This is a genomic window from Gordonia spumicola (assembly GCF_009932475.1).
In the GTDB taxonomy this organism is placed as follows: Bacteria; Actinomycetota; Actinomycetes; order Mycobacteriales; family Mycobacteriaceae; genus Gordonia; species Gordonia spumicola.
In genome coordinates this window covers 1,508,202-1,520,219 of sequence record NZ_BJOV01000005.1, presented here as the reverse complement: position 1 = coordinate 1,520,219, position 12,018 = coordinate 1,508,202, and the positions used below count along the sequence as shown (strand labels likewise).

The following is a 12,018-nucleotide window of genomic DNA, read 5'->3' as shown; positions in this document are numbered from 1 at the left end:
TAGCGACTACGTTCGAGAGATGACCCTCGATCAGCCCGGCCCGTCGATCACCGCGATCACGCTCGGCGTCCGCGACGTCGGGGCCTCCGCGGCCTTCTACACCGACGGTCTCGGCTTCCGGCTGATCAACCGGATCGGTGACGACATCGCATTCGTCCAGGCGGGCCCGGCGCTGATGCTGGCGCTGTGGGACGTCGATGAGATGCCGACGGAGTACGGGGACGTCGGGCACGGGCCGCTGGCTCCGCCGATGTCCCTCGGACACAACGTCGAGGCGGCCGCCGACGTGACCGCCCTGTACCGGCGGGCGGTCGACGCCGGGGCCACCTCGATCGCGGAGCCGACCGAGCGGTCGTGGGGGCGGGGTGAGCGCCTGCGTCGCCGACCCCGACGGCTTCCGGTGGGACTTCGTCCACAACCCGGGGTTCGTCATGGCCGCAGACGGAACCATCGGCGGAGTCTGAGGTCACCCCGAGACGATGTCGGAGCCCTTCACGGTCACCGGGACCTTCGTCAGGCCGGTCGTCGCGGGCCCCTTGACCAGGGAGCCGTCGAGTGCGAACTCGCTTCCGTGGCACGGGCAGTCGAGCGCGGACCCCTGCGGAGCCACCGAACAGCCCATGTGCGGGCACCGCGTCGAGAACGCCGCGAACTCGCCTGCCGACGTCTGAGTGACGACGACGTCGCCCACCACCTTCGCGCCGCCGACGGGGACGTCCGCGGTCTTCGCGAGGACCTGACCGCCTATCGAATCGGTGGTCCCGGTGGCCGGGGCGGTCGAGTCCGCGGACGACGAGTCGTCGCTGCCGCAGGCGGAGACACCCACACCGACGGCCACGGCGGCGATCGGAGCGGCGACGAGAATCGCGCGTCTGCCGATTCCGGCTGCTTCTGCGGTGGGCTGATCGAGGTCTGTCATCGGTACTCCCGGGGCTGGTCGGAGATGAAAGTGATGCGCCACCCATTGCAGCAGCTTTGCCTGGCGATCGTCTGTGGAACGAAGTTGTCGGAGGCTGTGTCTACCCTGGACGCATGGCATTCGCAGCAGAGCAGCCGATCATCGCGCACTCGGAGTTCCGGCCGGTAGGCGACATCGAACGGTCCGGCGCCGACTTCGTCGTCGTCAGCGAATACGAGCCCGCGGGCGACCAGCCGGCAGCCATCGACGACCTCGAACAGCGCCTGAGAACGGGGGAGAAGGACATCGTCCTCCTCGGAGCCACGGGCACCGGCAAGTCGGCGACCACCGCATGGCTCATCGAGCGCGTGCAGCGTCCCACCCTGGTGATGGCTCCGAACAAGACGCTCGCCGCGCAGCTCGCCAACGAGCTTCGCGACATGCTGCCCAACAACGCCGTCGAGTACTTCGTCTCCTACTACGACTACTACCAACCAGAGGCCTACATCGCGCAGACCGACACCTACATCGAGAAGGACAGTTCGATCAACGACGACGTCGAGCGCCTCCGGCATTCGGCGACGTCGAGCCTGCTGTCGCGCCGGGACGTCGTCGTGGTCGCCTCGGTGTCGTGCATCTATGGCCTCGGCACCCCGCAGTCGTACCTCGACCGTTCCGTGGAACTGGAGGTCGGCCAGACGATCGACCGAGACGCGCTGCTCCGGCTGCTCGTCGACGTGCAGTACACGCGCAACGACATGTCGTTCACCCGCGGCGGCTTCCGGGTCCGCGGCGACACCGTCGAGATCATCCCGTCGTACGAGGAACTCGCCGTCCGCATCGAGTTCTTCGGCGACGAGGTGGAGGCGCTGTACTACCTGCACCCGCTGACCGGCGACGTCGTCCGCCAGGTCGACTCCCTGCGGATCTTCCCGGCCACCCACTACGTCGCGGGCCCGGAACGCATGGAGCGGGCCATGGCGAGCATCGAGAAGGAGCTCGAGGAACGACTCGCCGATCTCGAGGCGAAGGGAAAGCTGCTCGAGGCCCAGCGACTGCGCATGCGCACGACGTACGACCTCGAGATGATGCGTCAGGTCGGCTTCTGCTCGGGTATCGAGAACTATTCACGGCACATCGACGGCCGCGGGCCGGGCAGTGCGCCCGCGACCCTGATCGACTACTTCCCGGACGACTTCCTCCTCGTCATCGACGAGTCGCACGTGACCGTCCCGCAGATCGGCGCCATGTACGAAGGCGACATGTCGCGGAAGCGGAACCTCGTCGAGTTCGGCTTCCGTCTGCCGTCCGCCGTCGACAACAGGCCCCTGACCTGGGATGAGTTCGTCGACCGGATCGGCCAGACCGTGTACCTGTCCGCCACTCCGGGTGCATACGAGTTGGGCCAGTCCGGCGGTCAGTTCGTCGAACAGGTCATCCGTCCGACGGGCCTGCTCGACCCGGAGATCGTCGTCAAGCCGACGAAGGGGCAAATCGACGACCTGGTCCACGAGATCCGGGAACGCACGGCGCGAGACGAACGCGTCCTCGTCACCACGCTCACCAAGAAGATGTCGGAGGACCTCACCGACTATCTCCTCGAACTCGGCGTCCGCGTGCGATACCTCCATTCGGAAGTCGACACGCTGCGACGGGTCGAACTGCTCCGCCAGCTCCGCAGCGGCGAATACGACGTACTCGTCGGCATCAACCTGCTGCGCGAGGGATTGGACCTGCCCGAGGTGTCACTCGTCGCCATTCTCGACGCCGACAAGGAAGGCTTCCTGCGCTCGACGACGTCGCTTATTCAGACGATCGGCCGTGCCGCCCGAAACGTGTCCGGTCAAGTTCACATGTACGCCGACAAGATCACCGATTCGATGCAGAACGCGATCGACGAGACCGATCGTCGTCGGGCCAAACAGATCGCCTACAACAAGGAGAAGGGCGTCGACCCGCAGCCGCTGCGAAAGAAGATCGCCGACATTCTCGACCAGGTGTACGCGGAGGCGGACGACACCGTCGACGTCGGCGGATCGGGACGGAACGCGAGCCGAGGACGTCGGGCGCAGGGCGAGGTGTCGAAGTCGATCAGTGCAGGCGTGTACGAGAAGCGCGACACCGCGTCGATGCCGCGCGCCGAACTCGCCGACCTCGTTCACGAACTGACCGACCAGATGATGAATGCCGCCCGCGACTTGCAGTTCGAGTTGGCCGGTCGTCTCCGCGACGAGATCGCCGACCTGAAGAAGGAACTCCGAGGAATGGACGCCGCCGGAATCAAGTGACGGACATTGCATCGCACCCGTCTGTGGACTATGCACGACAAGTCCCTGGCAGAGCGGGAACGGCAGGGTATGTTCGTGAGCGACAAAAGAATCCACCTGGAGGGAATCTCACACATGAGCGGATACTCGACGATCGTCGTCGGCACCGACGGATCGGAATCTTCGCTGAAGGCCGTCGAGCGTGCGGGCGCCATTGCCGGTGACGCCACCGTCGTCATCGCATGCGCCTACTTCCCGAACGACGGCAAGGCCGCGAACGCCGCGTCCGACACGCTTCGCGACGAGGCTTACCAGGTCATGGGCAGTTCGCCGACCGAGGAGATCCTGCGCACGGCCAAGGAACGCGCACAGTCGGCGGGTGCGACCACCGTCGTACAGCGTGCCGTCCAGGGCGCACCGGTCGACGCGCTGCTGCAACTCGTCGTCGACGTGCAGGCCGACCTTCTCGTCGTCGGCAACAAGGGCCTCAACTCGATCGCGGGTCGTCTGCTCGGTTCGGTTCCGGCCGACGTCGCACGCAAGGCCGCCTGCGACGTGCTGATCGTCCACACGACGTAGTCTGTCCAGACTGCGACGACCTCCGGGCTCGGGATCTCCGAACCCGGGGGTCGTCGTGTGTGCGGGGAAGTCTTCGCCCGGTGATTGAGCCGGACCGGAGCGATAGCGGAGGGTCCGTGTCGAAATCTGGTGGGGTTGGCTGGGAGTCGGTGGGGTTTCGACTCGACGCCTCGGCTGGCGCCTCGGAGTCGGCTCAACCACCGGGTGACGGGCTCAGCGCTCAGGCGCGGGGAGGTCGGCGAGGTCCGGTGGAAGCGGGCGGGAGTGGACGACGATCAGCCTCTGCGTCGCTCGGGTCAGCGCGACGTACAGGTCGTTGTAGCCGCGCGGCGACTCGCTGACCAGATCGGCGGGATCGGCGAGGATCACGGTGTCGAATTCGAGTCCCTTCGCCGCGGTGATCGGATGCACCGACACGTCGGAGCCCGCGTCGGCGAGCGCTGCGCGGAGGGCGTCGGCCGTCCCGTCGGACGCGATGACCGTCGTCAGTCCCGTCCAGTCGGACGCGGCCACGAGGGCCGCGATCGACGCCGCCGGGTCGTCGGTCGCGATGGCGACCGGTTCCACACCGTTCGACCGCAGGGACGTCGGCGGAGACTGGTCGGGATTGATCCAGTCCAGGACCCGGTTCGCGTAGCGCGTGATCTCCGACGGTGTCCGATAGTTGACGGTCAGCTCATGGAGGCGCCAGCGGTCGGCCACGTACTGAGTGAAGACGTCCGACCAGGACGTGGCGCCTGCGGCGTCGCTCGTCTGGGCGGTGTCGCCGATGACCGTCATCCAACGGTTCGGAATCCGTCGCATCACCATGCGCCACGCCATCGGCGACAGTTCCTGCGCCTCATCGACGATCACGTGACCGAACGTCCAGGTCCGGTCCTCGTAGGCGCGTTCGGCCGTGGTCCGGCGTTCGGTGTGCACCTGCCGTTCGGCCAGCTGCTCGGCGTCGATGAGGTCGTACGCCATCAGGATCTCGGGGTCGAGCTCGTCTTCGAGGTCCTGGGGGGCCGAACCGGTCAGGATGTCGAGGGCGTCCTGCGCTTCGGCGAGCTGTTGACGCCACCTGGCCTTGGTGATGCGGTCGGCCTCGTCGGTGCGGTACCCGACGAGTTCGGCGAGTTCGTCGAGCAGGGGGACATCGGCGGGGGATAGATCGGCGTCGTCGCGCTGCGGCTGGGCCGGACGGAACAGCGCCGCACGGTCGGCGTCGGTCCAGCCGCGCGTCGCCTTCCGCAGGAACGACGGATCGTCGTACAGATCCCGAAGGACGGCCTGCGGCGTCAGCGTCGGCCAGAACTCGAGGACCGCGGCGGTGACGCCCGGATCGGCTTCGAGTTCGGTCCGGATGTCCTCCAGGTCGGCGGCGGTGAGCAGTTGGGAGCCGTCGAGTTCGCTCGAGCCGATCCGTTTGGCGTGGACGGCGGCGAGTTCGTCGAGTGCGGACCGCAGGAACGTCCGCTGCGCGAGATTGTGGGCCCTTCGGGTCGACCGGGCGGCCGCGCGTGCGGTCTTGATCACCTCGGCGTCGATCGGCAGGTCGTATCCGTCGAACCGGACGGTGAGGCCCGCTCCGGGGAGTGACTCGCGCCCGCGGACCGCCGCGCGGAGCACGTTGAGCATCCGTTCGTCGCCCTTGACCGCGACGGCGTCTCGCGTGTCGTGCCCGCGCGCCTTCACATCGGGGAACAGGTCGGCGACCGTCGACAGCAAGACGCCGGTCTCGCCGAGCGAGGGCAGCACTTGCCCGATGTAGCGCAGGAAGTCGTCGTTGGGCCCGAGGATGAGGACACCGCTGCGCGACAGCAGATCGCGGTGCGTGTACAGCAGGTATGCCGCGCGGTGGAGAGCGACGGCGGTCTTGCCGGTTCCCGGTCCTCCCTGCACGACGATCACGCCGCGGTGGGTGGACCGGATGATCTCGTCCTGCTCGCGTTGGATGGTCTCGACGATGTCGGTCATCTCGCCGGTTCGCGCCGCATTCAAAGCGTTGACCAGTGCCGATTCGTTGACGACGTTCGCCCCGGCTTCCTCGTCGACGATCTCGCCGGACTGCAGGTACTCGTCCGAGACACTCCTGACGCTGCGGGAGCGGGTCCGGATGTGACGGCGTCGATCGACGTCCTCCGGGGTCGCCGGGGTCGCGAGATAAAAGGGGCGGGACAGGGGAGCCCGCCAGTCGAGGAGGAGCGTCGTGTCGCGTTCGTCGTCGTCGAGGATGCCGATCCGTCCGATGCGACGGACCTCGTCGGTGCGATCGACCATGTCGAGTCGGCCGAAGTACAGGTTGTGCTCGGCCGCGTCGATCTTCGTGAGTTCGTCGGAGTACATCCGCTCGTACGACTCCCGCTCGGACAACGCCTGCGGGGTGCCCGCCGACTCTCGCAGGGTCTCGGCGAGGCGGCGGCGCGTGGTGGCGCGCATTCGGTCGAGGCGTGCGTAGACCGCGTCGAGGTGCGTCTGCTCGTCGGGGAGGCGGGGATCGGGGGTTTCGGCTGTCACAGTCGTTCCATGTTACCGGCGGACCGCGGCCGGTGGACGGGCGCAGACGTGGCGCCCGTCTCACCGCGGCATGCCGGCCGGGAGGATCAGCTCGCGATCGTCCGGCGCCATCGGCGCGTGGTGTTCGTGACGGTGTCCCCGGCCTGTGCGGCGAAGTCTCGGGTCGCGTCGACGACGTCCGGGGCACGGTCGGCGACGGTGTGGGCGATGTCCTCGGCATGCGATCTCGCCGATTCGGCGAACGATGAGACGTTGGCCGCGATGGCGTCGGTCGGCACACGGTCGGCGGCGCGGTGCGCCCATCCCTCCGCCTTGTCGACGGCGGCGGTGAGCCGATCCGGGCCCGAATCGCCCGGCAGCGCGTCGGCGATGCTCTCGCGGGCCTCGGCGAGGCGCTTGCGTCCGCGCCATCCCAGCGAGGGGCGGCCTTCGGTGTCGGCCGCGGTGATCAACGCGCCGCCGAGGAGGCCGAGGTTCTTCACGAACGCCGACTGTTTCGCGCTGCGTACGGCCGGATCGTTCTCGTTCCAGAAGTCGCTGGCGAAGACCGTCGTCGGCACGAGTGTCCCGACGAGCACGGTCGACGAGATCCGTGGCGCCTTGCCGAAGGCGAGCGCGAGACCCGCGCCGACCTGCACTGCTCCGGCGACCCGGATGACGGTCTCGGCGTCGGCGGACACTCCGTCGAGGAGGGGTTCCGCGGTGCGCGCGGGTCCGGACGGCGCGATGACGGCGTCGACTCCGGACGCTATGAACGCGGTTCCGAGCAGGGGGCGTGCGATTCGTCGAATGATCATGACATGGCCTTTCGTCTCGTCGAGCGGTGCGGAACGGCACGATGCGGCATCGACGTCGGACGAACTGGAGCGGCCTCGATCGAACGCGCCGTCCGTATCGACAGTACCGATCGATCGCCGTTCGCTGTGGATCGAACGGACTACGATGACGCTCATGGCCGACTCCGTGCACGTTCAGCAGGTGTTTCCCAATCTGAAGTACGCAGACCCGAGAGCGGCCGTCGACTTCTTGTCGTCGGCCTTCGGTTTCGACCCGCACTTCGCGGTGGAGGGCGACGACGGCGGCGTGGAGCACGCGCAGGTGCGGATCGGTTCGAACCTGGTCTTCCTCAGCCGAGACCGTGACGGTGACCGGTACGGCATGCGCGCTCCGGGGGCGCTCGGGGGCACGACCGCGGCGTTGTGCGTCCGGGTCGCCGACGACCGACTCGATGATCACCAAGCCCGCGCCGAGGCGGCGTCGGCGCGCATCCTCAATCCGATCCACCAGTCCCTCGCAGGCGTCCGTGAGTACACGTGCGCCGATCCCGAGGGACACGTGTGGACGTTCAGCAGCTACGCGGGCGAGTGAGCGGCGTCTCGACCACCACGGTTTCTGATACCTTCATCCAAGATATTTCGAGGAGAGGGATCCGCATGAACGCCGATGCGGCGGAAGCGCCCGCGAGGCGGCCCGATCCCCGCAGGGCGCGAACGCGCGGGGCGTTGATCGGCGCCGCGCGGCGGCTGCTGGCTCAAGGGCGGGTCTCGGCGAGCGTGCAGGAGATCACGGACGAGGCCGGTGTCGGCTTCGGCAGCTTCTACAACCATTTCGAGACGAAAGACGACCTTTTCGCCGAGGCCGTAGCCAGTGTCCTCGACGATTGGGGGAACCTGCGCGACGCGGTCGTCGGCGACGTCGACGATCCGGCGGAGGTCTTCGCTGTCACCTTCCGGATGATCGGACGAATGCAGCGCCGCCTGCCCGAACTCGTCCGGGTGGTCCTGCATCAGGGCGTATCGGTGCTGCTCACCGACCGAGGTCTGCGGCCTCGCGCGCTCGCGGATCTCGGCCGCGGCATCGACGTCGGGCGATTCACGGTGCCCGATGAGGAGATGGCGATGATGATGTCGGGCGGAGTGCTCCTCGGCCTCGTGCAGTTCCTCGACGCCAACCCGGATCTCGACGATGCGAGCGTCTCCGACGACTACGCCCGCCATGTACTGCTCATGCTCGGAGTGGAGAGGGCCGACGCCGACCGCATCGTGACCCTGCCCCTCCCGACGATCGAGCTTCCGGTCTGATCGGTCGGCGGTCGAATCACCACCCGCGTTCGCGCCAGTCCGAAAGATGGGGGCGTTCGGTCGCGAGCGTGGTGTCCTTGCCGTGGCCCGGGTAGACGACGGCGTCGTCGAACCGGCCGAACAGTCTCGTCTCGACGTCGCCGAGCAGGATCTCGAAGTCGCCGTCCTGCCACGTCTTGCCGACGCCGCCCGGGAACAGCGAGTCGCCGGTGAACAGGTGGACCCGTCCGGACTTCTCGGTCAGGACCAGGGCGACCGAGCCCTTGGTGTGCCCGCGGATGCCGATCACGTCGAGGGTGAGGTCGCCCACGGCGATCGTGTCGCCGTCGGAGAGCAGCCGGTCCGCGGTGATGGGGAGGTCGGGGGCGTCGTCGGCGCCGACCGCGTGCGGGACGTCCAGACCGTCGCGGACCTCCACGAGCGCCTGCCAATGATCGAAGTGGCCGTGGGTGGTGACGATCTGGCGGACCACGCCGGGCTCCTGGTCGACGAGCGCGAGCAGCACGCCCGCGTCGTTCGCGGCGTCGACGAGGAGGGCCTCTCCGGTCGCGGCGTCGGTGATCAGGTACGCGTTGTTGTCCATCGGGCCGACCGAGATCTTCACGATCGTCGCGTTGTCGAGCGTCCTGCGTTGGGCGGAGTTCTGCTGTTCGCCGTCGGGCGAGACGGTTCCGGTGTAGTCGTCGGAGACGGTGATCTGCTGGGTCATACGACCACCGTAGCTGTCGCCCCCGACACTGTCGGACCGGAATTGTCGGAGGGTCCGCGTACTGTTGTCGACCGGGGAAGCTAGTCGTGCAATGTGAGGAAATGTAGTGGTTGATCGGCTCATCGTTCGTGGCGCACGCGAGCACAATCTGCGGGGGATCGACGTCGATCTCCCGCGCGACTCGCTGATCGTCTTCACCGGACTCTCGGGTTCGGGAAAGTCGTCGTTGGCGTTCGACACCATCTTCGCCGAGGGCCAGCGTCGGTACGTCGAGTCGCTGTCGGCGTACGCGCGACAGTTCCTGGGGCAGATGGACAAGCCGGACGTCGACTTCATCGAGGGGCTGTCGCCCGCGGTGTCGATCGATCAGAAGTCGACCAACCGCAATCCGCGGTCGACGGTCGGCACCATCACCGAGGTGTACGACTACCTCCGACTCCTCTACGCGCGAGCGGGCACCGCTCACTGCCCGGTGTGCGGGGAGAAGATCGCGCGTCAGACGCCGCAGCAGATCGTCGACCAGATCCTCGCGATGGACGAGGGCACTCGCTTCCAGGTGTTGGCTCCGGTCGTCCGCACCCGGAAGGGCGAGTTCGTCGACCTCTTCGCCGATCTGCAGACACAGGGCTTCGCGCGTGCGCGGATCGACGGAGTGGTCCATCCGCTCGCCGATCCGCCGAAGCTCAAGAAGCAGGAGAAGCACGACGTCGACGTCGTGGTCGACCGACTCGTCGTGAAGCCGTCGGCCAAACAGCGTCTCACCGATTCCATCGAGACGGCGTTGCGGGTGGCCGACGGAATCGTCGTGCTCGACTTCGTCGACCTCGACGAGAACGACGCCGACCGGGAACGTCGCTTCTCGGAGAAGATGGCGTGCCCCAACTCCCACCCGATCGCGATCGACGACCTCGAACCGCGGTCGTTCTCGTTCAACTCGCCGTTCGGCGCCTGCCCGGTGTGCGACGGACTCGGCGTGCAGAAGGAGGTCGACGAGAGCCTCGTGGTCCCCGATCCCGAGACGACCCTGCGCGACGGGGCGATCGCCCCGTGGTCGAGCGGCCACAACGCGGAGTACTTCCTGCGGCTCATCGAGGGGCTCGGCGACCAGATGGGCTTCGACGTCGACACTCCGTGGAACAAGCTGCCGCGCAACGCGCGCAAGGCGCTGCTCACCGGCTCCGATCATCAGGTGCACGTCAAGTTCCGCAACCGGTACGGCCGCACACGCTCGTACTACACCGAGTTCGAGGGCGTGATGGCCTTCCTGTCGCGCCGCGCCGACGCCACCGAGTCGGAGCAGATGAAGGACCGCTACGAGGGCTACATGCGCGACGTCCCGTGCGGTTCGTGCGCGGGCACACGCCTGCGCCCGGAGATCCTCGCCGTCACGCTCGATCACCCCGACCACGGGCCGAAGTCGATCGCCGACGTGACGGCGCTGTCGGTCGCCGAATGCGCAGAGTACCTGGACGGACTGATCCTCGGCGAACGTGAGGCGGCCATCGCCGGGCGCGTTCTCAAGGAGGTCCAGGCACGCATCCGATTCCTGTTGGACGTGGGCCTGGAGTACCTGTCGCTCTCGCGCGCGGCGGGTTCGCTGTCGGGCGGCGAGGCCCAGCGCATCCGTCTGGCGACGCAGATCGGCGCGGGCCTGGCGGGCGTGCTCTACGTGCTCGACGAGCCGTCGATCGGCCTGCATCAACGCGACAACCGGAGGCTCATCGACACCCTCGTCCGGCTCCGGGACCTCGGCAACACGCTCATCGTCGTCGAGCACGACGAAGACACCATCCGGGCCGCGGACTGGATCGTCGACATCGGGCCGCGGGCGGGCGAGCACGGCGGACGGGTCGTCCACAGCGGCGACTACGCGGGGCTCCTCGCCAACACGGAGTCGTTGACGGGCGCGTACCTGTCGGGTCGCGAAGCCCTCGAGGTCCCGGCGATCCGTCGGCCGGTCGACAAGAAACGTCAGCTCACCGTCGTCGGGGCCCGCGAGAACAATCTCGACGGGATCGACGTGTCGTTCCCGCTCGGCGTCCTGACCGCAGTGACCGGCGTGTCGGGGTCCGGCAAGTCGACGCTGGTGAACGACATCCTCGCGACGGTACTGGCGAACAAGCTCAACGGCGCACGCCAGGTGCCCGGCCATCACACCCGCATCAAGGGCGTCGAACTCCTCGACAAGCTCGTCCAGGTGGACCAGTCGCCGATCGGCCGTACCCCGCGGTCGAACCCCGCCACCTACACCGGTGTGTTCGACAAGGTCCGCACCCTGTTCGCCGCCACGACCGAGGCGAAGGTCCGCGGCTACCAGCCGGGCCGGTTCTCGTTCAACGTCAAGGGCGGACGCTGCGAGGCGTGCATGGGCGAGGGCACTATCAAGATCGAGATGAACTTCCTCCCCGACGTGTACGTGCCGTGCGAGGTGTGCCACGGCGACAGGTACAACCGGGAGACGCTCGAAGTCCACTACAAGGGCAAGACGATCGCCGAAGTACTCGACATGCCGATCGACGAGGCCGCCGACTTCTTCGAGCCGGTCACCTCGATCCACCGCTACCTCAAGACCCTGGTGGATGTCGGACTCGGGTACGTGCGTCTCGGTCAGCCCGCGCCCACCCTGTCCGGCGGCGAAGCGCAGCGCGTGAAGTTGGCCGCTGAACTGCAGAAACGGTCCACCGGCCGCACGATCTACATTCTCGACGAACCGACCACCGGCCTGCATTTCGAGGACATCCGCAAGCTGCTGCTGGTGATCAACGGGCTCGTCGACAAGGGCAACACGGTGATCGTCATCGAACACAACCTCGACGTCATCAAGACCGCCGACTGGATCGTCGACATGGGTCCGGAAGGCGGCAGCGGCGGCGGCACCGTCGTCGCCCAGGGCACGCCGGAGACTGTCGCCGCGGTCGAGGCGTCGCACACGGGCGGCTTCATCGCCGAGCTGCTGCCGACCGTGGAGGCAGTCGGCTGACAGAC

Annotated in this window: 9 protein-coding genes and 1 pseudogene; 6 read left to right on the top strand and 4 right to left on the bottom strand. The window is 67.6% G+C overall.

From position 1 onward, the window contains the following. Window positions 1-19 precede the first annotated feature (19 nt). A pseudogene (locus GYB83_RS18280) lies at window positions 20-310 on the top strand (VOC family protein); the annotation flags it as partial. 156 nt (window positions 311-466) lie between these two features. Here GYB83_RS18280 and GYB83_RS18275 read toward each other — a convergent pair. Beyond that, a complete protein-coding gene (locus tag GYB83_RS18275) occupies window positions 467-919 on the bottom strand; it encodes a Rieske (2Fe-2S) protein (RefSeq protein WP_161896762.1) in 453 nt (150 codons plus the stop codon). A 113-nt stretch (window positions 920-1,032) separates the two neighbouring features. Here GYB83_RS18275 and uvrB point away from each other — a divergent pair, with 113 nt between their 5' ends. Both uvrB and GYB83_RS18265 read left to right on the top strand, forming a co-directional pair. Next, window positions 1,033-3,186 (top strand): excinuclease ABC subunit UvrB, encoded by a 2,154-nt coding sequence (gene uvrB / locus GYB83_RS18270; protein WP_161896761.1) that lies wholly within the window; start codon window positions 1,033-1,035, stop codon window positions 3,184-3,186. Window positions 3,187-3,300: 114 nt separating this feature from the next. Continuing rightward, window positions 3,301-3,744, top strand: a complete 444-nt coding sequence (locus GYB83_RS18265) for a universal stress protein (RefSeq protein WP_161896760.1) — start codon at window positions 3,301-3,303, stop codon at window positions 3,742-3,744. Between the two features lie 213 nt (window positions 3,745-3,957). Here GYB83_RS18265 and GYB83_RS18260 read toward each other — a convergent pair whose 3' ends face one another. Next, complete coding sequence (locus GYB83_RS18260; RefSeq protein ID WP_161896759.1) at window positions 3,958-6,243, bottom strand: HelD family protein; 2,286 nt, start codon at window positions 6,241-6,243, stop codon at window positions 3,958-3,960. A gap of 86 nt (window positions 6,244-6,329) precedes the next feature. Beyond that, window positions 6,330-7,040 (bottom strand): DoxX family protein, encoded by a 711-nt coding sequence (locus GYB83_RS18255; protein ID WP_161896758.1) that lies wholly within the window; start codon window positions 7,038-7,040, stop codon window positions 6,330-6,332. Between the two features lie 154 nt (window positions 7,041-7,194). Here GYB83_RS18255 and GYB83_RS18250 point away from each other — a divergent pair, with 154 nt between their 5' ends. After that, on the top strand, window positions 7,195-7,611 hold the full coding sequence (locus GYB83_RS18250; RefSeq protein ID WP_161896757.1) for a VOC family protein: 417 nt from the start codon (window positions 7,195-7,197) through the stop codon (window positions 7,609-7,611). Between the two features lie 65 nt (window positions 7,612-7,676). Next, complete coding sequence (locus GYB83_RS18245; protein WP_161896756.1) at window positions 7,677-8,324, top strand: TetR/AcrR family transcriptional regulator; 648 nt, start codon at window positions 7,677-7,679, stop codon at window positions 8,322-8,324. Between the two features lie 16 nt (window positions 8,325-8,340). Here the strand turns inward: GYB83_RS18245 and GYB83_RS18240 are convergent, their stop codons facing one another. After that, window positions 8,341-9,033, bottom strand: a complete 693-nt coding sequence (locus GYB83_RS18240) for an MBL fold metallo-hydrolase (protein ID WP_161896755.1) — start codon at window positions 9,031-9,033, stop codon at window positions 8,341-8,343. A 106-nt stretch (window positions 9,034-9,139) separates the two neighbouring features. On the opposite strand from GYB83_RS18240, the gene uvrA reads away from it, so the two are divergent. Beyond that, entirely contained in the window at window positions 9,140-12,013 is a 2,874-nt protein-coding gene (gene uvrA, locus GYB83_RS18235) for an excinuclease ABC subunit UvrA (protein ID WP_161896754.1), read from the top strand. Window positions 12,014-12,018: the final 5 nt, after the last annotated feature.

What these genes read in the sequence shown, in the direction of transcription:
- GYB83_RS18250 (WP_161896757.1), top strand. Translation starts at nt 7,195, where the DNA reads ATGGCCGACTCCGTGCACGTTCAGCAGGTGTTTCCCAATCTGAAGTAC.
- GYB83_RS18255 (WP_161896758.1), bottom strand. Translation starts at nt 7,040, where the DNA reads ATGATCATTCGACGAATCGCACGCCCCCTGCTCGGAACCGCGTTCATA.
- GYB83_RS18245 (WP_161896756.1), top strand. Translation starts at nt 7,677, where the DNA reads ATGAACGCCGATGCGGCGGAAGCGCCCGCGAGGCGGCCCGATCCCCGC.
- uvrB (WP_161896761.1), top strand. Translation starts at nt 1,033, where the DNA reads ATGGCATTCGCAGCAGAGCAGCCGATCATCGCGCACTCGGAGTTCCGG.
- GYB83_RS18275 (WP_161896762.1), bottom strand. Translation starts at nt 919, where the DNA reads ATGACAGACCTCGATCAGCCCACCGCAGAAGCAGCCGGAATCGGCAGA.
- GYB83_RS18240 (WP_161896755.1), bottom strand. Translation starts at nt 9,033, where the DNA reads ATGACCCAGCAGATCACCGTCTCCGACGACTACACCGGAACCGTCTCG.
- GYB83_RS18265 (WP_161896760.1), top strand. Translation starts at nt 3,301, where the DNA reads ATGAGCGGATACTCGACGATCGTCGTCGGCACCGACGGATCGGAATCT.